This window comes from Haloparvum alkalitolerans (assembly GCF_055381565.1).
On record NZ_AP043938.1, the window covers coordinates 2,443,077 to 2,465,010 of the forward strand.

Annotated in this window: 24 protein-coding genes; 11 read left to right on the forward strand and 13 right to left on the reverse strand. The window is 70.4% G+C overall.

All coding sequences use genetic code 11. The annotated features are described in order from the left end of the window. Positions 1 to 26: 26 nt before the first annotated feature. Positions 27 to 869, reverse strand: coding sequence for a proline dehydrogenase family protein (locus ACZ432_RS14410; RefSeq protein WP_426963879.1), 843 nt, complete (start codon positions 867 to 869; stop codon positions 27 to 29). Between the two features lie 195 nt (positions 870 to 1,064). Here ACZ432_RS14410 and ACZ432_RS14415 point away from each other — a divergent pair, with 195 nt between their 5' ends. The 5 genes from ACZ432_RS14415 (at position 1,065) to ACZ432_RS14435 (ending at position 6,006) form a co-directional block, all read left to right on the forward strand. Further along, positions 1,065 to 2,345, forward strand: a complete 1,281-nt coding sequence (locus tag ACZ432_RS14415) for an ABC transporter substrate-binding protein (RefSeq protein ID WP_426963878.1) — start codon at positions 1,065 to 1,067, stop codon at positions 2,343 to 2,345. Between the two features lie 9 nt (positions 2,346 to 2,354). Next, entirely contained in the window at positions 2,355 to 3,281 is a 927-nt protein-coding gene (locus ACZ432_RS14420) for a branched-chain amino acid ABC transporter permease (protein WP_426963877.1), read from the forward strand. Position 3,282: 1 nt separating this feature from the next. After that, a complete protein-coding gene (locus ACZ432_RS14425) occupies positions 3,283 to 4,464 on the forward strand; it encodes a branched-chain amino acid ABC transporter permease (protein ID WP_426963875.1) in 1,182 nt (393 codons plus the stop codon). Continuing rightward, positions 4,457 to 5,251 carry an ABC transporter ATP-binding protein gene (locus ACZ432_RS14430; protein WP_426963874.1) on the forward strand — a complete coding sequence of 265 codons (795 nt, stop codon included), beginning with the start codon at positions 4,457 to 4,459 and terminating at the stop codon, positions 5,249 to 5,251. Before ACZ432_RS14425 ends, ACZ432_RS14430 begins: the two co-directional genes overlap by 8 nt. A 65-nt stretch (positions 5,252 to 5,316) precedes the next feature. Beyond that, positions 5,317 to 6,006: an ABC transporter ATP-binding protein gene (locus tag ACZ432_RS14435; RefSeq protein ID WP_426963896.1), complete on the forward strand. Its 690-nt coding sequence runs from the start codon at positions 5,317 to 5,319 to the stop codon at positions 6,004 to 6,006. Positions 6,007 to 6,093: 87 nt separating this feature from the next. Here the strand turns inward: ACZ432_RS14435 and ACZ432_RS14440 are convergent, their stop codons facing one another. From ACZ432_RS14440 to ACZ432_RS14460, 5 genes are all read right to left on the reverse strand, one after another. Further along, positions 6,094 to 6,906 (reverse strand): RIO1 family regulatory kinase/ATPase domain-containing protein, encoded by an 813-nt coding sequence (locus ACZ432_RS14440; protein ID WP_426963872.1) that lies wholly within the window; start codon positions 6,904 to 6,906, stop codon positions 6,094 to 6,096. A gap of 281 nt (positions 6,907 to 7,187) precedes the next feature. After that, positions 7,188 to 7,886, reverse strand: a complete 699-nt coding sequence (locus tag ACZ432_RS14445) for a competence/damage-inducible protein A (protein ID WP_426963871.1) — start codon at positions 7,884 to 7,886, stop codon at positions 7,188 to 7,190. Positions 7,887 to 7,958: 72 nt separating this feature from the next. Further along, positions 7,959 to 8,747 carry a DUF5803 family protein gene (locus ACZ432_RS14450; RefSeq protein ID WP_426963895.1) on the reverse strand — a complete coding sequence of 263 codons (789 nt, stop codon included), beginning with the start codon at positions 8,745 to 8,747 and terminating at the stop codon, positions 7,959 to 7,961. A gap of 1 nt (position 8,748) precedes the next feature. Continuing rightward, a complete protein-coding gene (locus tag ACZ432_RS14455; RefSeq protein ID WP_426963870.1) occupies positions 8,749 to 9,432 on the reverse strand; it encodes a DUF2110 family protein in 684 nt (227 codons plus the stop codon). Next, positions 9,432 to 9,956, reverse strand: a complete 525-nt coding sequence (locus ACZ432_RS14460) for a transcription factor (protein WP_426963869.1) — start codon at positions 9,954 to 9,956, stop codon at positions 9,432 to 9,434. Before ACZ432_RS14460 ends, ACZ432_RS14455 begins: the two co-directional genes overlap by 1 nt. Before the next feature lie 129 nt (positions 9,957 to 10,085). Between ACZ432_RS14460 and ACZ432_RS14465 the strand changes: the two genes are divergently transcribed. After that, a complete protein-coding gene (locus tag ACZ432_RS14465; RefSeq protein ID WP_426963868.1) occupies positions 10,086 to 11,009 on the forward strand; it encodes a hypothetical protein in 924 nt (307 codons plus the stop codon). 67 nt (positions 11,010 to 11,076) lie between these two features. Here ACZ432_RS14465 and surE read toward each other — a convergent pair whose 3' ends face one another. Further along, entirely contained in the window at positions 11,077 to 11,907 is an 831-nt protein-coding gene (surE, locus tag ACZ432_RS14470) for a 5'/3'-nucleotidase SurE (protein WP_426963867.1), read from the reverse strand. Between the two features lie 145 nt (positions 11,908 to 12,052). Between surE and ACZ432_RS14475 the strand changes: the two genes are divergently transcribed. Together ACZ432_RS14475 and ACZ432_RS14480 are read left to right on the forward strand one after the other, a co-directional pair. Next, positions 12,053 to 12,370, forward strand: coding sequence for a DUF5798 family protein (locus tag ACZ432_RS14475; RefSeq protein WP_426963866.1), 318 nt, complete (start codon positions 12,053 to 12,055; stop codon positions 12,368 to 12,370). Positions 12,371 to 12,408: 38 nt separating this feature from the next. Beyond that, entirely contained in the window at positions 12,409 to 13,446 is a 1,038-nt protein-coding gene (locus tag ACZ432_RS14480) for a sensor histidine kinase (RefSeq protein WP_426963865.1), read from the forward strand. A 318-nt stretch (positions 13,447 to 13,764) separates the two neighbouring features. Here ACZ432_RS14480 and ACZ432_RS14485 read toward each other — a convergent pair whose 3' ends face one another. Further along, positions 13,765 to 14,337 (reverse strand): DoxX family protein, encoded by a 573-nt coding sequence (locus ACZ432_RS14485; protein WP_426963863.1) that lies wholly within the window; start codon positions 14,335 to 14,337, stop codon positions 13,765 to 13,767. A gap of 161 nt (positions 14,338 to 14,498) precedes the next feature. Between ACZ432_RS14485 and ACZ432_RS14490 the strand changes: the two genes are divergently transcribed. The 3 genes from ACZ432_RS14490 (at position 14,499) to ACZ432_RS14500 (ending at position 16,271) form a co-directional block, all read left to right on the forward strand. Continuing rightward, the gene (locus ACZ432_RS14490; RefSeq protein WP_426963862.1) at positions 14,499 to 14,873 is read left to right on the forward strand and encodes a helix-turn-helix domain-containing protein; all 375 of its coding nucleotides are present in this window, start codon (positions 14,499 to 14,501) and stop codon (positions 14,871 to 14,873) included. Positions 14,874 to 14,878: 5 nt separating this feature from the next. Then, positions 14,879 to 15,196: a DUF7521 family protein gene (locus tag ACZ432_RS14495; RefSeq protein WP_426963894.1), complete on the forward strand. Its 318-nt coding sequence runs from the start codon at positions 14,879 to 14,881 to the stop codon at positions 15,194 to 15,196. Between the two features lie 94 nt (positions 15,197 to 15,290). Next, complete coding sequence (locus tag ACZ432_RS14500) at positions 15,291 to 16,271, forward strand: PLP-dependent cysteine synthase family protein (protein ID WP_426963861.1); 981 nt, start codon at positions 15,291 to 15,293, stop codon at positions 16,269 to 16,271. Positions 16,272 to 16,290: 19 nt separating this feature from the next. Here the strand turns inward: ACZ432_RS14500 and ACZ432_RS14505 are convergent, their stop codons facing one another. The 5 genes from ACZ432_RS14505 to ACZ432_RS14525 all read right to left on the reverse strand — a co-directional run bounded on the left by ACZ432_RS14505 (position 16,291) and on the right by ACZ432_RS14525 (position 21,903). Beyond that, on the reverse strand, positions 16,291 to 17,814 hold the full coding sequence (locus ACZ432_RS14505; protein WP_426963860.1) for an ATP-binding protein: 1,524 nt from the start codon (positions 17,812 to 17,814) through the stop codon (positions 16,291 to 16,293). Positions 17,815 to 17,911: 97 nt separating this feature from the next. Next, complete coding sequence (locus ACZ432_RS14510) at positions 17,912 to 18,703, reverse strand: ABC transporter ATP-binding protein (RefSeq protein ID WP_426963859.1); 792 nt, start codon at positions 18,701 to 18,703, stop codon at positions 17,912 to 17,914. After that, entirely contained in the window at positions 18,687 to 19,481 is a 795-nt protein-coding gene (locus ACZ432_RS14515) for an ABC transporter permease (protein WP_426963858.1), read from the reverse strand. Before ACZ432_RS14515 ends, ACZ432_RS14510 begins: the two co-directional genes overlap by 17 nt. Further along, positions 19,481 to 20,467, reverse strand: coding sequence for an aliphatic sulfonate ABC transporter substrate-binding protein (locus tag ACZ432_RS14520; protein ID WP_426963857.1), 987 nt, complete (start codon positions 20,465 to 20,467; stop codon positions 19,481 to 19,483). The genes ACZ432_RS14515 and ACZ432_RS14520 overlap by 1 nt, the downstream gene beginning before the upstream one ends. A 248-nt stretch (positions 20,468 to 20,715) precedes the next feature. Continuing rightward, a complete protein-coding gene (locus ACZ432_RS14525) occupies positions 20,716 to 21,903 on the reverse strand; it encodes a redox-regulated ATPase YchF (RefSeq protein ID WP_426963856.1) in 1,188 nt (395 codons plus the stop codon). Positions 21,904 to 21,934 lie beyond the last annotated feature (31 nt).

The window sequence follows — 21,934 nt, forward strand, 5'->3', positions numbered from 1 at the left end:
CGCGGACGGGGAGCCGACGCGCCCGGTCAGTTGCCCAGGATCGCCCGTAGCGCGAACAGCGCGTTCGACTTCCGCTCGCGGATCCGCCGGTAGAAGTAGGAGAACCACTTGTCGCCGTAGGGGGCGTACTGATAGACCGTCACGTCCTCGTTCGCCGCGAGGTCGAACTGCGCGGATTCGCGGACGCCCATCAGCATCTGCACCTCGTAGGGCGTGCCGAACTCGGCGTGCAGTTCCCGCGCGTGCTCGATCATCGCGGGGTCGTGGCTCCCGACCGCGACGCCGTCGTCGAACGCCTCGAACATGAACGCGAGGTCCTCGCGGTACGCCTCGTCGACGCGACGCTTCTCGCGGTAGGCGATCTCGCCCGGCTCGTCGTAGGCCCCCTTCACCAGTCGCACTTTCCCCGGCAGCTCCGCGAGGCGATCGAGGTCCTCGCGGGTGCGCTTCAGGTTGGCCTGCACGCAGACGCCGACGCCCCCGTCGGTCTCGCGGGCGTGGCGCTCGAAGGCGTCGAGCGTCACGTCGGTCGTCTCGTGGTCCTCCATGTCGATCCAGACGAAGACGCCGGCCGCGTCGGCCGCCGCGACGATCCGGGCGAGGTTCTCCTCGAAGACGGCGTCGCCCACGTCCAGTCCGATCTGGCTCGGCTTGACCGAGACGCAGGCGTCGGTCCCGCGGTCGGCGATGGCCTCCACGAGGGCGACGTACGCGTCCGCGTCGGCGTCCGCGGGCGGCCGCTCGTCGTAGTGCTCGCCGAGCAGGTTCAGGATGCCGGCGACGCCGCGAGCATTGATCTCGTCGACGTGCGCGAGCGCCGCCTCCGGCGTTTCCCCGGCGACGAAGTCGTTCGCGATCGGTGGGATCATGAATGAGCGTCACCTCCCTACGCGCATAGGTGGGTACCCGACCAATTCTTTCGCTCTCCGATAACCGAACACAATAGTTGCGGCAATATATGCCGGAGATGGCGGGGAGATAGGCGAAAGCCGACCATGGGAGGGTGTGGGTTGACCCACCCCCAATCCAACGGAATTACGTGAACACGCATGTCACAAAGTAACATGGACATCACCGACCGGAGAACGCTGCTGAAGGCCACCGGCGGCGCGGGGATCGCCGCGCTCGCGGGCTGCGTCAGCACGACCGACGACGAGGGAAGCACCGAGACCGAGGACGGGAACGGCGGCGAGGACACCGCCACGGAGGGCGGTGGCGGCGGGGAGACCGGTCCCTACGAGATCGGGATGGTCGACTCGCTGACCGGTTCGCTGTCGGCGTTCGGCGAGCGCAACCAGCGTGGGAAGGACCTCGCGCTCGCGGCGGTCAACGACGTGGGGATCGACGGCCGCGAGCTGTCGATCACCGTCGAGGACTCCGAGAGCGAGAACCAGGGCGGCATCGCGGCCGCCCAGAAGCTCGTCAACCAGGACGGCGTGCCGTTCCTGATCGGCGCCGTCGGCTCCGGCGTCTCGCTGGCCATCTACGAGAGCGTCGTGCAGGGCACCGACGTGGTGCAGCTGAGCCAGAACTCCACGGGGCTGAACCTCACCGACTTCCCGGGGCTGCTCCGGATGTCGCCGTCCGGCCGCGCGCAGTCGCTCGCGCTCTCGAACCTCATCGACGAGGACGGCTACGACGAGGTGGCGATCACCTACGTCAACAACGACTACGGACAGAGCCTCACGGACGCGTTCGTCGACGCGTGGGGCGGCGACGTGGCGTACAACAGCCCCCACGACCAGGAACAGCAGTCCTACTCCGGCGTCATCTCGGAGATGAACGACTCCGGCGCGGACGCGTGGCTGTTCATCACCTACCAGGCGGAGTTCGCGACGATGGTCAACGAGGTCGTCTCCTCCGGCTACGAGGCGCAGTTCTACGGCGCCGACTCCGTCTCCGGCGACAACGTGCTGGAGAACACCCCCGAGGGGAGCATGGACGGGATGAAGATCGTCGTCCCCTCCGCGCCCGTCGAGGAGGAGAACTACCAGCAGTTCGCCGACGAGTTCCAGAACGAGTACGACCAGGAGCCGACCGCGTGGGCCGCGTACGCCTACGACTGCGTCGTCAACGCGGCGCTGGCGATCCAGGCGGCCGACGAGTTCACCGGGGCGGCGCTCCAGGACACGGTCCGGCGCGTCTCCGGTCCGGAGGGCGAAACGGTCACGTCCTTCGAGGCCGCGAGCGAGATCCTCGCCGACGGCGGCGGTCCCGACGACGTGGACTACCAGGGCGTCAGCGGTCCCATCGACTTCGACGAGAACGGGGACCCCGTCGGCTTCCTGCAGATCCTCGAAGTACAGGACCACGCCTACGAGGGCGTCGGCTTCATCGAAGGCTAACCCCCTCCGATGGTCCTCGAATACCTGGCGAACGGGCTCGTCTTCTCGAGCATCATCGTGCTCGGGAGCATCGGCCTGTCGCTGGTGTACAGCATCGCCGACTTCGCCAACTTCGCGCACGGCGACACCATGACGGTCGGCGCCTACGCGTCGTTCGTCACCTTCGGGGCCGTCGGCGGCCTCGGCGGGGCGGTCCTGGGGCTCCCGTACGGCTTCTTCCTCGCGCTGCTGGTCGGCATCGCCGCGGCCGCGGTCGTGGCGGTGGCCACGGAGAAACTGGTCTACGAGTCGATCGACACCGACTCGATCGGCCTGCTGATCACGTCGATCGGGATCGCGTTCATCTACCGCGCCGTCATCCAGATCCGCTTCGGCGCGGACTTCACCCGGTTCGGCGTGGGGACGCTCCCGCCGATCGAGTGGCTCATTCCCTACGGGATCCGGGTGACCCAACACGACGTGGCCATCGTCGTCTCCGCGGCCGTGCTCGTGACCGGGCTCCACGTCCTGTTGCAGTACACGGACCTGGGGCGCAAGATGCGCGCGATGGCGGACAACCCCGACCTGGCCCGCGTCAGCGGCATCCGCACGCGGCGGGTGACGCTGTGGATGTGGGTTATCGGAGCCGGCCTCGCGGGCGCGGGCGGGGTCTTCCTCGGCCTGTTCAACCAGCTCTCGCCGCGGATGGGCTTCAACCTGCTTCTAGTGATCTTCGCCGCGGTGATCCTCGGCGGGATCGGCTCCGTCTACGGCGCCATGCTCGGCGGGTTCCTGATCGGAATGATCAACCAGATGATGCCGCTCGTCTCCGACCTCACGGACGCGCTCCCGCTCGTCCCGTCGGTCGGCATCGAGTACGCCAACGCGGTCGCGTTCCTGATCATGGTGGCAGTCCTGCTCGTCCGTCCCAACGGCATCGCCGGGGAGGCCACCTGAAATGAGCCTCCTCGACGACCCCGCCGGCTACTGGGCGGACCTCACGACGCCGGAGAAGGGCGTGCTCGTCGTGAGCCTCGCGTTCGCGGCGTTCCTGTTCGTCGCGCTCCTGACCGGCAGACTCGGCGCGTCGTACTTCATGTTCCTCGTCGGGCTGGCGGGGATGTACGGGCTGCTCTCGTTCGGGCTGAACGCCCAGTGGGGGTTCACCGGCCTGATCAACTTCAGCGTCGCCGCCTTCTTCGGCGTCGGCGCGTACGGGACCGCACTGATGACCGCGGACTCCTCGCCGGTCGCGGGCGGCTTCTCGCCGCTCGCCGGACTGGCGACCGCGCTCGTCGTCGCCCTCGTGCTGGCGCTGTTGATCGGCATCCCGACGCTCCGGCTTCGCGCCGACTACCTCGCGATCGCCTCGCTCGGCCTCGCGGAGGTCGTGCGGCTCGTTGTGCTCAACGAGCGCCAGTGGACGAACGGGAGCGCGGGGCTTCGCGGCATCCCGGGCTTCTTCGACGGCTGGCCGGTGCTGGGTACGTTCCCCGAGGCGATGCCCGGACTGCGGATCGAGGTGATCCCGGGCTCGCCCGTCCTGCTCGAGACGCCGTTCTGGCAGGCGTGTCTGAACGTCCTGCTGGTGGTGGCGTTCGCGGCCATCGCGTACCTCGTGTTGCGCCGCGCGCACCGCTCGCCGTGGGGACGCGTCCTCCGGACGATCCGGTCGGACGAGGACCTCGCGCGGGCGCTCGGGAAGAACACCTACTCGTTCAAGATGCAGTCGTTCGTGCTCGGCAGCCTGATCATGGCGCTGGCGGGCGTCTTCTACGCCCACCTCAACCTCTACGTGGGGCCGGGGGACCTAGACCCGATCACGACGTTCTACGTCTGGGTCGCGGTCATCCTCGGCGGCAGCGGCTCCAACCGCGGCGCCCTGTTCGGCGGCATCGTCGTCGTCGCGATCCGCGAGGGGACCCGGTTCATGGGCGACCTGCCGATCGCGGTCGACGCCGCGCCGCTGCGGCTCCTGCTGATCGGCCTGCTGATCGTCGTCGTGATGCGGTTCCGGCCGCAGGGGATCCTCCCGCCGCAGCGGGAGCTGATCTGGCCGAGCGCCGTCGAGGGCGAGCGCGCGCCGGAGCGCCCCGACACCGGCGTTCGCGAGCGGAAGGGCGGTGAGTCCGATGAGTGAGAACCCCGAGCTGCTCCCGAAAGAGGACGTGGTGTTGCGCGTCGACGACCTCCAGAAGTCGTTCGGGGGGCTCCAGGCGACCGACCACGCGACCTTCGAGGTCGAGCGCGGGACGATCACCGGCCTGATCGGCCCGAACGGCGCCGGCAAGTCCACGATCTTCAACCTGATCTCCGGGTTCTACGAGCCGGACGGCGGCACCGTGACGGTCGGCGAGACCGACGTGACCGGAATGGAGCCGTATCAGGTCGCCGAGCGCGGCCTGATCCGGACGTTCCAGACGCCCCGGAAACTGGAGGGGATGACCGTCCGCGAGGCGATGCTGGTCGGGCCGCGGAACCAGCCCGGCGAGTCGTTCCTCTCGCTTTTCACCTCGCCCGGCAGCGTGGGCGAGGCGGAGTCGAAGAACCTCGCGGACGCCCAGCGCATCCTCGAGGAGTTCGAGATCGACCACCTCGCCACGCAGCCCGCGACCGACATCTCCGGCGGCCAGATGAAGTTGGTCGAGCTGGCGCGGGCGATGCTCGCCGAGCCGGAGATCCTCCTGCTCGACGAGCCGGTCGCGGGCGTCAACCCGACGCTCGCGAAGAAACTGGAAGCGCAGATCCGCCGCCTCAACGAGCAGGGCACCACGTTCCTGCTGATCGAACACGACATGGAGTTCGTCATGAACCTCGCCGACCCGGTGATCGTCTTAGACCAGGGGAGCGTCCTCACCGAGGGGACCCCCGAGGAGGTCAGAAACGACGAGCGCGTCATCGAGGCGTATCTGGGGGGTGGCGCGTGAGCGACGCCCCGGACGTCGCGGCGGAAGCGGAACCGTCGGACGCGGCCGGAGAGACCGTCCTCGCGCTGTCGGCGGTCGACAGCGGCTACGGCGAGGTGCAGGTGCTCGACGACCTCTCCCTGCACCTCGACGCCGGCGAGATCGTCTGTCTCGTCGGTCCGAACGGCGCCGGGAAGTCGACCGTCCTCAAGACGGCGTTCGGCATGCTGGAGCCGTGGACCGGGACCGTCACCTACCACGGCCGCGAGATCGGCGGGATGGCCCCCGAGGAGATCGTCCGCGAGGGGATCGGCTACGTCCCGCAGACCGACAACGTGTTCGGCTCGCTCTCGATCGACGAGAACCTCCGCATGGGCGGCGTCGCCCGCGAGGAGGGGCTCGACGACGTCATCGCCCGGCTCTACGAGCGGTTCCCGATCCTCGACGAGAAGCGGACCGCGAAGGCGCGCACGCTCTCGGGCGGCCAGCGGCAGGTGCTCGCGTTCGCCCGCGCGCTCGTGATGGAGCCGGACGTGCTGCTCATCGACGAGCCCTCGGCCGGCCTCGCGCCCAACACCGCCGACGACGTGTTCGAGAACGTCCAGCAGGTCAACGACATGGATACGGCGATCCTGATGGTCGAGCAGAACGTGACGAAGGGGCTCGACATCGCCGACCGCGGCTACGTCCTCGACCAGGGGACGGTCCGGTTCGAGGGGACCGGCGAGGAGCTGCTGGCCGACGACGAGGTGTCGGAGCTGTACCTCGGCGGCTAAACCCGGCGACCAAACTCGGCAGGCAACCTCGGTGCTGTCGCGGGGTCGCCGACGCTCGACGACCTTCGCTGCGTTTTTCGACCCGCCCTACTGCTCGATGCCGCTCGCGCGCTTCTCGACCTCGCCCTTCAGCGCCGCGGCGTCGAACTCGTGGTCCGGCCGGATGGCGACGAAGTCGAAGAAGCGCTGTGCGGCGAGGAGTTCCTCCGACTCGTACCACTCCGACGCGGCGGCGACGGTTTGGGGGGCGCCGATCAGCGGCTCCAGCGCCGCCATCGCGCTCGCGAGGTCGTACGCGGTCGCGCTCTCGCGGCCCGCCTCCTGGTCGACGCTCGTCGCGTCGATGAAGTAGAGGTCGTCGCCGCGGATCAGGACGTTCTCGGCGCGGAGGTCGCCGTGCGCGAGGCCGGCGTCGTGGAGCGTGCGGAGCGTGCCGAACAGCTCGGGGGCTAGCGCGGCCTCCCGCTCGCGGTCCAACTCGTCCAGCGTGCGGAACTCGGGGAGGTACTCCAGCACGAGCACGCCGAACTCCCCGACCTCCAGGGCCTCGACCGGCTCCGGCGCGTTGACCCCCAACTCGCGCATCCGGCGCGTCGCCTCCAGCTCGTGTTGGGCCATCTCGTAGGGGGAGTCGAACCGCTGGAAGAACCCCTCCGTGCCGGCCGAGAACGCCCCCAGATTTCTGCCGGTCGTGAACAGCGCGTGGACGAGCGTGTTCTGCGGCGTGATCACCTTCACGAAGAGGTCGTCGTCGAGCACCAGCGGCGTCGAGAGCCAGTTGTCCGCGTCGAGAAACTCGACACGGACCTCCTCGCGGTCGTAGCGAGCCGCCAGCTCGCGGACGACCCGCTCCAGGTCGGGCCAGTCGACCGTCCCGCGCACGAGCCGGCGGAGCTCCATCTGTCTCCGGGAACGGCCGCCGCGCTGATAAACCCTCTCGCTGGGGGCGACGCGAGGCGGAACGGACCGGGCGACGCCGCCTCCCGCGGACCCGCCACTGGCCGAAGACTAAAACGTTAAGCGCCGGCCCGCACAAGGGTCGCTCATGCTTCAGTCCGCGCTCCAACCGGAGCCGCTTCCGATCCCGGAGACCGCCGGCGCCGTCCTGCTCGTCAGCCTGCTCATCACGGCCGTGTGGGCCGCCTACCTCTTCCGCTGAGGCCGCGAGCCGCGTTTCCGGTTCACGCCTCCGCGTCCGTCGCCTCCACCCTGTCCCGGAGCCACGCGGCCGCCGCCGCCGCGGTTTCAGGGTCGGTGGCGGTGATCTTGATCCGCACCGTCTCGCCGGGGTACGAGCCGACGGAGACGTCGAACTCCGCGCGGAGGTCGCCGATGCGGTCCAGCAGCGCGCTCTCGGGCTCCGTCGTCTCCACGGTCTCCGCGTAGGTCCGCTCGCCGGTGAACTCGTCGGCGACGCCGCGGAACATCGCCTTCATCTCGGCGGGAACGCCCGGGAGGACGTACGCGGACTCCACGACCGCGCCCGGCGCGACCCCCGCCTCGTTCGGAAGCAGCCGCGCGTCCGCCGGGAGGTGCGTCGTCCGCGGGTCCAGGTCGTCCGCGCTGTACCCATCGCGCTCGTCGAGCCACGCCTCCGCCTCGGGGTGTTCGCGCACGTCGCGCCCGAACGCGGCCGCGACGCCCTCCATCGTCACGTCGTCGTGCGTCGGGCCGAGGCCGCCGGTGACGATCACCGCGTCGTACTCGGCGTGGTACTCGTTGACGACGCGCGCGATCTCTCCCGTCTCGTCCGGGACGGTCGTGACGCGCCGGACGCGCACGCCCCGGGCGTCCAGTTCGTCGCAGAGCCACGTCGCGTTGGTGTTCTCCGTGTCGCCCGCGAGGAGTTCGTCCCCCACGGTGACGATCCCTACCTGCATGGACGGACGGAGGGACGGCGCGGTGAAAAGCCCGCCGGGCGAGCCGGGGCGCCCCGCGCTGAGCGCCGCCGATCAGCGCGGACCGCGCGGCGGCCCGTCGTCGCCGTCGTCGCCCCCGGAGCCGATGCCCATCTCCAGTCGGCGCTGGCGGAGCGCCTCGAGTTGGCGGCGGAAGCGGTAGAGCCCGGCCGCGCCGACGACCAGCGCGATCCCGACGAGGCCGAGGAAGATCCAGAAGTCGCGCTCGCTGTACGCCTGCACGAGCACGGTGTCGGTCGTCACGTCCTCGGCCCACGTGATGCGCTCGCGGTCGCCGCCCCGGTCGATTTCGTAGCCGCTCGGCGAGATCTCGCCGAACAGCGCGAAGTCGGTGGTGAAGCCGGGCGGCAACGTGACCTCGTAGGTGCCCTCGACGAACGTGGGCAACACGAACCGGCGGGGCGAGCCGTCGCCCGCGAACGCCACCTTGCCGTCGGTCATGTCGTCGTCGAACCGGACCCACACCTCGTCGGCGGTGCGCTCGATCTCGCCGCCGGTCGCGCGGAACTCCGAGCCCGTGATCACGGTGCCGTTGGGGTACTGATAGCGGAACGCGCGGGGGTTCCGCGGCTCCTCGACGCCGTACCCGGTCTCCTGGTAGATCCGCAACTCGCCGTCGTCCGGGACCGCGTACACCGCCGTGAACGTCGACCCCTGCAGGTCGATCCGGGCGTCGTACTCGCTGTCGAAGACGTACTCTGCGGGCGGTTCGGCGTCGAGCGTCTCGTTGGACACCTCGCCGCCGTCGGTCACGTACGCGAGACAGCCGGCGCTGGCGACGAGCGTCAGCACCGCGAGCAGGGCGAGGAGTTTCCTGTTCATCTCAGGCCGGGAGGACACACCGCATCTCCGCCGGCAGGTAGGAGCCGATGGAGGCTAACAGCCCCGGCGGGTCCGTCCCCTCGCCGACGACGACGCTCTGTTCGAGCAGGCCGAGTCGCTCGACGGTGACGATGTCGCGGGCGTGGCCGGCGCGGTTGACGGTCGCGCGCACCTCGCCGCGGGTCGCGGAGTTGACGTTGACGCGGCCGTCGCCGCGGCGCCAGTCGTAGAGGCGGTCGCGCTCGGCGTCCGCGAGCCGGTGGGCGCCGTCCTCGCCGCCCTGATAGACGAACGTCATGGGGGTGTGCTGGACGAGGCCGAAGCGCTCGACGATCTGTTCGGGCGAGCCGGCGCCCAGCCCGAGTTCGCTCGTGGGGACCCGTATCTCCACGCCGGCGTCGAGGACGAATCCGTCCTCGTCCCAGCGCTCCAGCGTTCCGACGAACGTCTCGTCGGGCTCGTGGGCGTCCGGGTCGACCGCCCCCCACTCCTCGGCGAGGACGTTCGCGGCCACGGTGGCGTCGTCGCCGTCGAGGGCGACCGCGACGAAGTCGTCCTCGCGGACGGAGACGTCCCACTCGACGCGGAGGTCGCCCACGTCGTTGCCGACCAGCGAGTTCATGCCGTCGAGCGCGCGGTCGCGGGCGTCGCCCGCCACGTAGCACTTGGTTGCGAGGACGACCATCAGCCCGTCACGTCCACGTTGAGCTCGTCGCGGAGCTCGTCGGCGCGCTGCTCCATCGCGTCGATGAGGCGGTCGTTCTCCATGGCGTCGAGCGGGGAGCCGCACTCCGGACACTCGAAGCCGAAGTCCATCGCCTCGCCGAACTCGAACCGGATCGAGCAGACCTCACAGAGGTAGAACTCGTGGGTGCGCTCGTACTCCTCGCGGTCCTCGATGGCCGAGAGGAGGCGGTACATCTCCTCCTCCAGGTTCTCCGGGATGTTCTCGTAGTGGAACGTCCAGAGGTAGGTGAGCCATCCGGAGTCCTCGTCGCGCACGCGACGGTACTCCGCGAGGTCGTTCTCGTAGAGGATGAACAGCGCCCGGCGGACGTCGTTCAGCTCCAGCCCCAGCTCCTCGGCGAGCTCCTCGTCGGTGACCTCGCCGTCCGGGGGTGCCGCCGCCACCGGCATGCCCGTCGGCCCGACCAGCTCGTGTAAGTACTTCTGGATGACGGGGTCGTTCAACAGATCCTCAAAAGCCATTGCGGGAAAGTCGGCCCGGAAATCGTTTAAAAGCTCCGGAAGACGGTGTGTGCCGGGGTCCCGGTCCCCGCTCACCGCCACCGGCCGACGGTCGGCAGACATTTGTGTGCCTCCGTGCAGGGACGGGACATGAACGCCGTCACACGACCGACCGCGGGCGAGGCGTTCGGGGCGCTGCTGCTCGCGGCCGTGCCGGCGGTGCTCGTCGCGCTCCCCGCCGCGGCCGTCGCCCCGCTGCTGCCCGCTCCGCCGACCGTGCCGGCCGCGGCCGGCGCCGCGGTCGGCCTCCTCGGCGGGCTCGCGGCGGGTCCGGTCCTGGTCCGGCGCACCGTCAGCACGCTCCCCGACGCGGAGGACGACGCGCTGACGGAGGCGGTCGACGCGGTCGCCGCCGACCTGGGGATACCGGAGGCCGATCGCCCGGCGGTGCGCGTCGTCGGCTCCCGTGCCGCGACCCTCGCGGTCGTCGACGGCGGCCTGCTCGCGACGCCGACCCTCGTCGCGCCGACGCGGCTCCGCGAGTTCGACGACGCGGCCCGCGACGCGGCGATCGCGCACGCGCTGACTCGACTGCGAAATCGGAACGCGCTGCTCGTCACCCTGACGCTCGGCGCCGCGCTGCTCGTCGAGTTGTGGACTCTGGTGGGGATCGACCTGCTGCGTCACCGCGACGACGGCGACGAGGACGACGGCCCCCGGATGCTGGGCGAGCGGGACCGCCGTCGGGGCGTCCCTCCCGCCGCGTACACGGGCGCCGGCGTCCTGCTGTTGCTGCTCGCGGTCCCGTTCTGGCTCGCGTTCGCGCTCGGGGACCGCCTGCTGATCGGGGGCGGACGCCGGCGAGCGGACGACGCCGTCCGCGCCGCGGACCGCGGCGAGGGACTGATCGACGCGCTCGCGTTCGCCCGCGACGCCGCCGGCGACCGCGACTGGCCGCCGTCGCTCGACCGGCTCTCGGTGTCGCCGCTCTCGGACCCCGCCACGCGTCGCGCTCGCGGCACGAGTCGCAACGAGACGCGGGTCCGACTGGCACGGATCCACACGGCGCGCTGAATCGCCCGGCTCTCGCGCCCGGATCTGCCGTTCATCAGCTGTCTATCAACCGTCCATCAGTCGTCCATCAATCGCCCGTGAGCACGCGCGTGCCGTCGTACGTCTGCGCCAGTCCGTCGAGCGCCTCGTGGTGGGAGGCGGTGTGCGGCGCGGTCAACGGGGACACGGAAACCCGACCCTCCACGACGGCCCGTCGGTCGGTGCCCTCCGGATCCGGGATGTCGCCGGCGCGCATGTGGTCCCAGATGCGGTCGTGGAGGACCACGTCGCCGTTCTCGCCGCGCTCGGCGTCCATCTCGTAGAGGGTGGAGGGCTCGGTCACCTCGATGGGCGCGACCGCCTCCGCGGGCGCGTCGAACCCCTCGGAATCCTCGAACAGCGGCGCGTTGACGTTGAGGTAGTCCGCGTGCTCGAAGACGCCGGCGTCGACCGCGTGGTCGACGAGGTAGCGCGTCGCGGCGGTGGCGTTCCGGTAGTTCGCGGGCGAGAGGTCGCGCTTCCACCAGTCGTCGCCGCCGGGGACGTACACCGAGGCGGCGACCGCGGGCACGTCGAAGAACGTCCCCTCGACCGCGGCCGAGACGGTGCCCGAGCGCCCGAGGACGTACGCGCCCAGGTTCGCGCCCTTGTTGCACCCGGAGACGACGACGTCGGCGTCCGCGACGAGTTCGCCAAGCCCGGCGACCACGCAGTCGGCGGGCGTTCCCTCGACCGCGAACCCCAACTCGTGGTCGTGGACGGTCACGTCGCCGGAGAGCGACCGGCCGACGGAGCTCTGGTCCTCCGCGGGCGCGACCGCGACCACGTCGTAGGCGTCCGCGAGCGCGTCGTACAGCGCGCGGAATCCGACCGTGTCGATGCCGTCGTCGTTCGTCAGCAGGACCCGGTCGACGCTCATGACCGTGTGTGGGGCGGCGGCGCGCAAAAGCACACCGGCACCGGCGGTCGAGCGGTCCACGCAGGAATTCGGCCGTGAGACGATGGCGCCGACCGCCCGTGGCCGGAACGGAAACGCACACAAGGTCTCGGCCGAAACGGGGGGTATGGGACTCGGCGGCACAGCCAAGAAGATCCAGACGCTCGCGGAGAAGGCCGAACAGACCTACCAGAAGATCACGGAGCTCCGTGAGGAGGTCGAGGAGACGCAGGACACGGTGAACGGCACCGCGACCCGCGTCGAACACCTCGAGAACGAGATGGCCGAGCAGCGCGCGGTGCTCGACGCCGTCGCGACCGAGGTCGGCGTCGACCTCGACGCGGTCAGCACGGAGGCGCACATCAACGAGGCCGAGGCGGACGACGAGGGCGCCGAGACCGCGGATGCCGCGGACGACGCCACGGACGACGGTGCAGACGTCTGAGACGCACTTTTAACATGCCGACGCGACACGGGGGCGTCATGGAGGACACCGACCCGCTCGTCGCGGCGGGGCTGGACGCGCTCCCGATCCAGGCCGCGATCCTCGACGGCGAGGGGGTCATCCGCTACACGAACCGACGGTGGCAGGAGTTCGGCGAGGAGAACGACATCGCGTGGAAGCCGGATACCGTCGGCGTGAACTATCTCGGGGTCTGTGACGCGGCCGACGATCCCGACGCCGAGGCGGCCGCGGCCGGGTTGCGGTCGATCCTCGCGGGTGAGGAGGAGACGTTCGCCTTCGAGTACCCCTGTCACTCGCCGGACGAGCAGCGGTGGTTCCTGATGCGCGCGGCTCGCTTCGAGCACGACGGCGGGACGTGGGTGTTCGTCTTCCACCTGAACATCACCGATCGGGTGCTCGCCGAACGGGCCGCCGAGGCGCGCGCCGACCGGCTGGAGGCCCTCTCCGGGCTGCTGGCGCACGACCTGCGCAACCCCCTCGCGGTGGCGCTCGGCTACACGGAGATGGTCGTCGCGGAGCACCCGGACGATGACCGACTCGACCGCGTGTCCAACTCGCTGTCCCGCATGGAGGAGCTGATCGAGGACGCGCTCGTGCTCGCGCGCCACGACGACGCGGTGTCGGTCGAGCCGGTCGACCTCGCCACGGAGGCGCGGGACGCGTGGGCGCAGGTGCCGACCGCTCGCGCCACGCTGTCGGTCGTCGACGACCTCGTCTTCGACGCGGACCCCGGCCCGCTTGCGCACCTGTTCGAGAACCTGTTCCGCAACGCGGTCGAGCACGGCGGCGACGGGGTGGCGGTCACCGTGGGCGCGACCGCGGACGGCTTCTACGTCGCCGACGACGGGCCCGGGATTCCCCCGGCGGTGCGCGAGGAGATCTTCGAGACCGGCGTCTCCACGACCCACGAGGGAACGGGCCTCGGCCTCGCCATCGTCGCCGCGGTCGCGGAGGCCCACGGCTGGTCCGTCCGCGCGACCGAGAGCGAGGCGGGCGGCGCGCGGATCGAGGTGGGGGACGTGAGCGTGGCCGATGACGGTCACGCCCGGAACTGATCGCCTCCACGTTCTCGTTCGTCGACCCGTCTCGAAGCGGCTCCGCCTCGGCCGCTCGCGTTTTCACGGTCGGACGGGAATACGCTTCCGTGAGCAGAGAGGCACGCGAGAGGGCGAAAGAACACGGGCAAAAGAGCGGGAAGGGTTCGCAGTTCCTGCCCCGTCTGCTGGGTCGAGTCGACGGCGGCGAGTCGGGCGACGAAGCGTTGGACGGAGACAAATAGGGCGCGTCTCGGCCGCGTTCAGCGTTTTCGAGGTGGAGCCTCCGGCCTCAAGGAGCGACCGAAGCGTAGCGCCGAGGGAGTAGGGTGGGGTAGTTTACCCGAGGACGTAGTCGAGCAGGGGGTACTTCTCCACGAGCGGTTCGCCGTCGACCTCGTAGTTCTCGATATACCGGTCCAGCCCGAGGATGCGGCCCGCGCCGAAGGCCGCGACCGCGAGGAAGACGAGCAGGTACGCGAAGTCGCCGTTAATCAGTCCGTGGGCGACGTCCCAGTTCGCGAGGTAGAACATGCCCATCATGCTCGCGCCGAAGAACGCCGCGAGGCGGACGAACGCGCCGACGATGAGGCCCAGCCCGATGGCGATCTGGCCGAACGGCACGGCCACGTCGACGAACGCCATGAACGCCGCGCTGTTGGCCATCCAGAGGAACGCGCCGACCGCGGGGCCGCCGTTCTCGGGCACCGCGAACGCGAGGTAGCCGTATGCGCTGAAGGGCTCGGGGCCGAGTAGCTTGCTCAGGCCCGCGTTGAGGAACGCGAAGCCCATCATGAGCCGGAGCGCGAGCACGAACCACGCCGACAGCGAGTGGGCGCGGCCGCGGACGGTGAGCCCGCCGAGGGTGCTCTCGAAGGTGTTGACGCCGGTGAGGGGTGTCTTGGTTGCCATTGTGTTTCTCCGGTTGAACGGACGCGCGACTGCAGCATATATACCGACAGCGGTTCTCCGGATCGGAGAACGTGCGACGCGGCGTGTACGACCCGCGTTCGCGGACCGCGTGCGCTGCCGACGCCGACCCTTTGATTACGATGCCGGGCGCAGCCGTCGCCATGAAGCAGCCCGCATCGCGGTCCGACGACCCGCCCTCCGAGGCGGTGTTCGCGGCGCTGGACGATCCCGCCTGCCGCGACATCGTCGGATCGCTCGACGAGCCGATGACCGCCAGCGAGGTCGCGGACGCCGCGTCCGTCCCGCTGTCGACGACGTACAAGAAGCTCGACCGGCTGACCGAGGCCGACCTCGTCGCCGAGCAGACGGAGCTTCATCCCGGCGGCCACCACCGGTCCAGATACGTCACCGCCTTCGACCGCCTCGTGGTCGGGCTTGACGAGCGACGGGAGTTCGCGGTGAGCGTCGAGCGGGACCTCGCGGAGCCCGAACGACAGCTGCTCGGCATGTGGTCGGAGCTGCGGAGGGAGACGTGAGCGCGCTGCTCGCGGCCTCAGCGGCGGCATTCCTCCCGCTACAGGGCGCGCTCGCTCCCTCCCTCGTGGTCGCGCTGAAGACGGCGACGCTGGTGCTCGGCGGGCTGATCACCTACTTCGCGGCGAGCGCGTACCGGCGGACCGGTGCGCGGCCCATCGGCGCGCTGGCCGTGGGGTTCGGGCTGGTGACGCTCGGCGCCCTGCTCGCGGGCGCGGCCCAGCAGGCGTTCGGCTTCGACACGGACGCGGTCCTGATCATCGAGTCCGCGCTCTCGACGGCCGGCTTCGGCGTAATCCTCTACTCGCTGTACGCGGAGTGGTAGCGGCCTCCTCCCCCGCGGCGGCCACCGTCCGAGATAACCCACCCGCTGCGGGGGGATGGAAACCTACACAAGCCGGGACAACTTTTGCCACCTTATGACCACCCATCGGGAGCCGCTTCCCTCCGTGCTGGAGACGGTCGGGGAGACGCCGCTCGTCCGCGTGCAGGCCTCGCCCGACGCGGTGCCGGTGTACGCCAAGCTGGAGTCGTTCAACCCGGGCGCGAGCATCAAGGACCGCATCGGGAAGCACATGCTCGAGCGCATGCTGGAACGGGGCGACGTCGAGCCCGGGGGCACGATCATCGAGCCGACCGCGGGCAACACCGGCATCGGCATCGCGGTCGCGGCCGGCCGGCTGGACCTCGAGGCCGTCTTCGTCGTCCCGGAGCGGTTCTCGGTCGAGAAACAGCAGCTCATGCGCGCGCTCGGCGCCGAGGTGATCAACACGCCCACCGACGAGGGGATGGGCTACGCCATCGAGCGCGCCCACGAACTGGCGAGCGAGCTGGACAACGCGGCGGTTCCGCAGCAGTTCTCGAACCCCCTCAACGCGGAGGCGCACTACGAGACGACCGCGCCCGAGATCGACGACGCGCTCGACGGCGAGGTCGGCGCGGTCGTCGCCGGCTGCGGCACCGGGGGCACGCTGATGGGGATGGCGGACTACTTCCGCGAGCGCGAACCGGACACCTTCGTCGGTGCCGTCGAACCGGAGGGCTCCGCCTACCGCGAGTTCTTCGACGAGGACGTCGAGCACGAGGAGTACAAGACCGAGGGGATCGGCACCCACGACATCTCCACCAACGTCCTGTTCGACCCCGAGAAAGTCGACGAGATCCTCCCGATCCCCGACCGCGACACCCACGAGGAGATGGGCCGCCTCGCCGCCGAGGAGGGCCACCTCGTCGCCTCCTCCTCGGCCGCGAACTCGCTGGCGGCGCTGGAGATCGCCGAACGCGCGGCCGACGGCGAACTCGACCTCCCGCACGACTCCGTCGTCACCGTCTTCCCGGACTCCTCCGAGCGCTACCTCTCGAAGGGCGTGTATCGCTCCTACGAGGAGTGGGAGGGGTAGTCGGTCCCGGCGGCGGCGTTCACTCGAAGCGGCCGCCCAGCGTCGTGTACCCCGCCGCGACCGCGGCCCCCCACAGCACGTGCGCGACGAGCCCGACAGCGGGGAGGTTCGGCAGCGGCGACGGTATCCCCACGGCGCGGAGCCACAGCGGCATCACCACGCCGGCCGCGACGAGCCAGAGCAGGATCCCCCACGTCACGCCGGCGGCGCCGGCCCGCAACGGTCCGCCGACGCGGTCGCGGAGCCGCCACGTCGAGGCCCCGGCGACGAACGTCAGCGCGAACACGACGCTGTGGAACAGGTGCGTGATCCAGCCGACCGCCGCGCTCTCGACGCTGTACAGCGCTCCGATGACCGGCAGCACGCCGCTGGCGAGCCAGTAGACGCCACCCATCACGACGCCGGCACCGAGTCCCGCGGCCACCGCGCGGCGGAGGTTCGGGTAGGCGACGCCGACCGTCGCCTCCGCGGCGTCCGTGTCCGCGCGCGGAAGCCGGAGCGTGACGCGGGTCAGGTCGCCGTTCGTAACCGCGACGGAGCCGTTGTAGCCGCTGACGAGCAGCGTCACCGCCTGCAGGTCGAAGCCGCTCGACGGGTCGTCGTACTCCGGGAACGAGCCGCGTTCGAGCACGTCCCGCTGGCGCTCGGAGAGGGGCCGCCCGTCGTCCGCGACGGTGATCGCGACCGCGTGACGCTCGACGGCCGCCTCGACGTCCACGCGGTCGGCGTTTCGGACCTCGACCGCGTGGTCGATCAGCCGGTCGATCGCCGCGGCGAGCCGTTCGTCCGCGTCGATCAGCGCGTCGTCGGCGTCGGCCGGAAGCGCGACGCGCACGTCAGCCCCCTCGCGGTCCCCGACCGTCGTGGCAAGCGCCGAGAGCCGGAGACGCTCGCCGCCCTCGGTCGAGCGAGCGATCGACCCGATCCCGGAGACGGTCTCTTCGATCCGGGCCGCGCCGCGGCGGATGGCGTCGACCGAGCGGTCGCGGTCGGCCGCGGCCTCCCGGAGCAACTCGGCGTGCCCGTCAACGATAGTCGCCGCGTTCAGCACCTCGTGACGGAGGAGGCGGTTGATGAACCGGGCGCGGTTGGCGCCGCGCATGATCTCCTCGCGTCGATCCCGGAGCGACGCCTTGCGGTGTCCGTTGACGATCCCGCCGACGGCGCCGGCCAGCAGGACGTTCGCGACGAGGAGTTGGACCTCGAAGGTCTCGGAGACCATGCCGACGCCCGTAGCCGCCAACGTCACGCCGAGCGCGACGATCATCGCGGCCGTGCCGAGCAGACAGCCCGCGGTCACGTCCGCGACGTACGCGGGCGTGAACGCGCCCACCGCCAGCGCGACGCCCGCGACCGTGAGCGCCAACCCCACCACGAGCGGCACGAGGGTCGCGGCGACCGTCAGGGGACCGCCGGCGACGATCACCGCTTCGCTCACGAAGAAGCGCGTGATGACGAACCCGAGTCCCGCGACGACCCCGCCGCCGTATCGACCGAGCACCCGCCGCGCCGGTGACGGCTCGTCGGGAGTGGGGTCGCTCATACCTCATTCAACCGAGGTTTCTCAATAAAGGTACGCAACGGCTTCGCGCCCGCCGGACTGAAAAGAGGTTTCGACCGCGGCGCGGCGAGCTGCCGTCTCAGACCCCGAGCGCGTCGGTGATGGTCTCGCGGGCGTCGAGCAGGGCCTCGTCGGTGCGGTCGCGCGGGCGCTCCGCGTCCACGTCGACGACCCGCTCGACGGTGCCGGGCTGGCCGCCGAGCACGACCACGCGGTCCGAGAGGTAGGCGGCCTCCGCCACGTCGTGGGTGACGAGCACGACCGTCGCGTCGCGGTCGTCCCAGACGTCGAGCAGGTGGTCCTGCTGTTCGCGCTTCGTCAGCGCGTCGAGCGCCGAGAACGGCTCGTCCAGCAGCAGGACGGCCGGCTCGTAGGCGAGCCCGCGCGCGAGCGAGACGCGCTGAGCCATCCCGCCGGAGAGCTCGCCGGGGCGGGCATCCGCGAAGTCACCGAGGTCGACCTGATCCAGCAGCCCGTCGACGCGCTCGCGCGCCCCCTCCGTGTCCGGATCGACCTCAGCCGGGAGTCCGACCGAGACGTTCTCCCGGACGGTCGCCCACGGGAGCAGCCGCGGCTCCTGAAAGACCATGCCGACGCGGTCGCTGCCCTCCTCGCGGACGTCCGCGCCCGCGACGGTCGCGCGTCCGTCGAACGTCTCCTCGAGGCCGGAGAGCACGCGCAGCAGGGTGCTCTTGCCACAGCCCGAGGGCCCGACGACGGAGACGAACTCCCCGTCCGCGACCGACAGGTCCACGTCGCGGAGCGCCACCGTGTCGCCATACGCCTTTCCGAGCCCGGAGACGCCGAGGATGGGGCCCTCCCCCGCGGTCGTCGCTCCGTCGACCTCGCCGGCGTCACCAGTCGACGACACGGTCGTGCACCCCCTTCACGAGCAGGTCTGAGAGGTTGCCGAAGAAGGCGAAAAGCAGGATGGAGCCGACGATGATGTCCGGGCGGCTCATCACGCGCCCGTCGCTCATCAGGAAGCCGAGCCCCTGGCTGGCGGCGATCAGCTCGGCCGCGACGACGAACATCCACGCCAGCCCGACGCCGCCGCGGAGCCCGACCAGCAGGTTCGGCAGCACGGCGGGCAGAACGACGCGACGCAGGGACTCGATCCGACCGAGGTCGTACACCTCGACGACCTCCAGTAAGTCCTCGTCCACGTCGCGGATCCCCGTCGAGAGGTTGAGGTAGACCGGGAAGAACGCGCCCACGGCGATCAGCGTCACCTTCGCCACCTCGCCGATGCCGAACCACAGCAGGAATAGGGGGACCCACGCCAGCGAGGGGATGTTCTTCCCGCTCTGGAACAGGGGGTCGAGCAGGTCGCTCCCGAGGTCGGAGACGCCCGTCAGGGTCCCGAACGCGACGCCGACCGCGGCGCCGAAGAGGACGCCGAAGAAGACGCGCTGGACGGTGACGGAGATGTGCCCGGCGAGTTCGCCGGCGACCGCCATTCCGTAGAGCGTCTCAACCACGGTGAGCGGCGCCGGAAGCTGGTGGGACGCGAAGACGCCGGTCGCGACGAGGACGTGCCAGACGACGACCAGCAGCGCGGGCACCACGAGCCCGAGCGCCCAGCGCAGGCGGTCGAGGCTCGGGAGGCGGTCGTCGCCGAACCCGCCCGCCTCGGAGACGGTCGCCATCACTCGATCACCGGCCGTGCCGTCTCGGAGTCGATCAGTTCGTCGACCGCCGCCTGGAGGTCTGCGTCCTCGCTGACCATCTCCTCCTCGTGGAGGATGGGGGCGAGGTCCGAGAGCAACTCGCGGTGCTGGTCGCCCGGGAGCGGCGTCGAGAGGTCGGTCCGCTGGGTGAACACGCGCTCGGCGACCGGCTCGGACATCTCCGATTCGGCCGCGAGGATGCCGGCCGTCTCTCCCGGGTTGTCGAGCGCCCACTGGCGGCCGCGCTCGTACGTCTCCAGCACGCGCCGCACGTCCTCCGGGTGCTCCTCCGCGAAGCCCTCCAGCACGTTGAGGAAGCCGTACGTGTTGAAGTTCGGCTCGCGGAAGAACAGGTCCACGTCGTTCTCCAGCTCCAGCTCGGCCATGTGGGGGTCGAGCCCGGCCCACGCGTCGACCTCGCCCTCGACGAGCGCGGTCTGTCCCTCCGGGTGCTGGAGGTGGACGACCTCCACGTCGGACTCGCTCAGTCCGGCCTGATCGAGCGCCTGCAGCAAGAAGAAGTGCGGGTCCGTGCCGCGGGTCGCCGCGACCGACTTCCCCTCGAGGTCCGCGACCTCGGAGATGCCCGAATCGCTCGGCGCGACCAGCGCGGTCCACTCCGGCTTCGAGTAGATGTACGGCGTCCGGATCGGCACGCCGTTCGAGCGCGCCATCAGCGCCGCGATCCCCGCCGTGGAGGCGAACTCCGCCTCGCCGCTCTGGGAGTACTCGTTCGCCTCGTTGCTGCCGAGGCTGAGCACCCACTCGACGTCCGCGTCCGTCTCCGCGAACGCCTCCTGCATCCAGTCGTGCTCGCGGATGACGAGGCTCACGGGGTTGTAGTAGGCCCAGTCGACCGTCACGGTCCGCGACCCGCCGGAGCCGCCGAGGTTGCCGATACATCCCGCGCCGAGCGCCGTCGCCCCGACCGCGCCGGCCGCGCCGAGGAATCGTCGTCGTTCCATGTTCACCGACACGCCGGCGGCCTCCCTTAACGTATGCTTACGCAGAATATTCAGTCCGCTCTATGATGTCTTGTGGTTATTTTTCTCCTAGGGATCTGGAGTCGGAAACCGAGAACGACCGGCAGAAAACCGAGGGCCGGCGTTGCGAGGACTGACACTCAGTGACACGGGCGGCTCGCTCCGATATCGGCGCGTTCCGGAAAGCAGATCCCCTTGCCGCTATGTCGGACCGACCCCGGATCGCGGGGCTACGGCCCCGCCGTGGAGACGATCTTGATCACGTCGCCCTCGCTCAGCTCGTGGGACTCGCCGATCCGGCGGCTCGACTTCGCGTCGACCGCGTGGAGGTACCCCTCGCCGATGTCCGTGTGAACCGCGTACGCGAGGTCCTTCGGCGTCGCGCCCGACCGGAGCAGGAAGGCGTCCGGGAGGACGTTCCCCTTCGCGTCGGTCCACTTGGCGGCGTCCTGGACGGGGTAGACGGTGATCCGGTCGAGCAGGTCGTACACCGCCTCGTTCAGCGCGGTCTGGACGCCCGTGCCGTCGACCTCGGCCATCACCTCGCGGATCGACTCCAGCCCGCTCCGCTGCGCGTCGCTCACGTCGCCGGTTATTTCGAACTCCGCGTCGCCGGGGTCGTACTCCGCGACGCCCGCCTCCGCGGCGCGGCGGAGCGCGAGTTCGCCGTCCGCGGTCGCCGCCACGACCGGCTTGTCGGTCCCCTCGCGCAGGCGGTCGAGCGTCCCCTCGGGCGCCGCGTCGGCCTTGTTCGCCACGACGACGATGGGCTTGGTTCGGCGGCGGACCGCCCGCGCCAGCGACTCGCGGTGCTCGTCGGTCCACTGGATCGGGTCCTCGGGGTACTCCAGTTCCCGAAGGACGCGCGTCACGTCGTGCTCGGTCGCACCGAAGCCCGTCAGCAGGTCCGTCAGCGCCTCGTCGACGTCGAAGTCGGGCGACCGGGACTTGCGCTCGACCCCCTCCCAGTTGCGGTCGACGATGCCCGCGAGCCACAGGTCCATCTCCTCCTCGATGAAGTCCACGTCGTCGAGGGGGTCGTGGCTCCCGGGCTCGACCGGTTCGCCCTCCGCGTTCGTCGCGCCCGAGGCGTCGACGACGTTGAGGATCACGTCGGCGTTCGTCAGCTCGTCGAGGAACTGGTTGCCGAGGCCCTTCCCCTCGTGGGCGCCCGGCACCAGTCCCGCCACGTCGAGCAGTTCGATCGGGACGTAGCGCTTCCCGTCGTGGCAGTTCTCGTTGCCGCAGCGCTCCTCGCGGTCGAGGCAGGGGCACTCGGTGCGGACGTGGGTCACTCCCCGGTTCGCGTCGATGGTGGTGAACGGGTAGTTCGCCACGTCGACGTCCGCCATCGTCGCGGCGGTGTAGAACGTCGACTTACCCGCGTTCGGCTTGCCCGCGAGCGCGACCGTGATCATACCCGACGCTCGCTCGCCCGGAAAAAGCGCC

Bases quoted from the DNA above. Each gene is read 5' to 3' on its own strand.
- ACZ432_RS14480 (WP_426963865.1), top strand. From the start codon at position 12,409: ATGGAGGACACCGACCCGCTCGTCGCGGCGGGGCTGGACGCGCTCCCG.
- ACZ432_RS14440 (WP_426963872.1), bottom strand. From the start codon at position 6,906: ATGGAGCTCCGCCGGCTCGTGCGCGGGACGGTCGACTGGCCCGACCTG.
- ACZ432_RS14515 (WP_426963858.1), bottom strand. From the start codon at position 19,481: ATGGCGACCGTCTCCGAGGCGGGCGGGTTCGGCGACGACCGCCTCCCG.
- ACZ432_RS14525 (WP_426963856.1), bottom strand. From the start codon at position 21,903: ATGATCACGGTCGCGCTCGCGGGCAAGCCGAACGCGGGTAAGTCGACG.
- ACZ432_RS14455 (WP_426963870.1), bottom strand. From the start codon at position 9,432: ATGGTCGTCCTCGCAACCAAGTGCTACGTGGCGGGCGACGCCCGCGAC.
- ACZ432_RS14460 (WP_426963869.1), bottom strand. From the start codon at position 9,956: ATGGCTTTTGAGGATCTGTTGAACGACCCCGTCATCCAGAAGTACTTA.
- ACZ432_RS14475 (WP_426963866.1), top strand. From the start codon at position 12,053: ATGGGACTCGGCGGCACAGCCAAGAAGATCCAGACGCTCGCGGAGAAG.
- ACZ432_RS14445 (WP_426963871.1), bottom strand. From the start codon at position 7,886: ATGCAGGTAGGGATCGTCACCGTGGGGGACGAACTCCTCGCGGGCGAC.
- ACZ432_RS14520 (WP_426963857.1), bottom strand. From the start codon at position 20,467: ATGGAACGACGACGATTCCTCGGCGCGGCCGGCGCGGTCGGGGCGACG.
- ACZ432_RS14505 (WP_426963860.1), bottom strand. From the start codon at position 17,814: ATGAGCGACCCCACTCCCGACGAGCCGTCACCGGCGCGGCGGGTGCTC.
- ACZ432_RS14425 (WP_426963875.1), top strand. From the start codon at position 3,283: ATGAGCCTCCTCGACGACCCCGCCGGCTACTGGGCGGACCTCACGACG.
- surE (WP_426963867.1), bottom strand. From the start codon at position 11,907: ATGAGCGTCGACCGGGTCCTGCTGACGAACGACGACGGCATCGACACG.
- ACZ432_RS14430 (WP_426963874.1), top strand. From the start codon at position 4,457: ATGAGTGAGAACCCCGAGCTGCTCCCGAAAGAGGACGTGGTGTTGCGC.
- ACZ432_RS14490 (WP_426963862.1), top strand. From the start codon at position 14,499: ATGAAGCAGCCCGCATCGCGGTCCGACGACCCGCCCTCCGAGGCGGTG.
- ACZ432_RS14420 (WP_426963877.1), top strand. From the start codon at position 2,355: ATGGTCCTCGAATACCTGGCGAACGGGCTCGTCTTCTCGAGCATCATC.
- ACZ432_RS14500 (WP_426963861.1), top strand. From the start codon at position 15,291: ATGACCACCCATCGGGAGCCGCTTCCCTCCGTGCTGGAGACGGTCGGG.
- ACZ432_RS14485 (WP_426963863.1), bottom strand. From the start codon at position 14,337: ATGGCAACCAAGACACCCCTCACCGGCGTCAACACCTTCGAGAGCACC.
- ACZ432_RS14410 (WP_426963879.1), bottom strand. From the start codon at position 869: ATGATCCCACCGATCGCGAACGACTTCGTCGCCGGGGAAACGCCGGAG.
- ACZ432_RS14465 (WP_426963868.1), top strand. From the start codon at position 10,086: ATGAACGCCGTCACACGACCGACCGCGGGCGAGGCGTTCGGGGCGCTG.
- ACZ432_RS14415 (WP_426963878.1), top strand. From the start codon at position 1,065: ATGGACATCACCGACCGGAGAACGCTGCTGAAGGCCACCGGCGGCGCG.
- ACZ432_RS14450 (WP_426963895.1), bottom strand. From the start codon at position 8,747: ATGAACAGGAAACTCCTCGCCCTGCTCGCGGTGCTGACGCTCGTCGCC.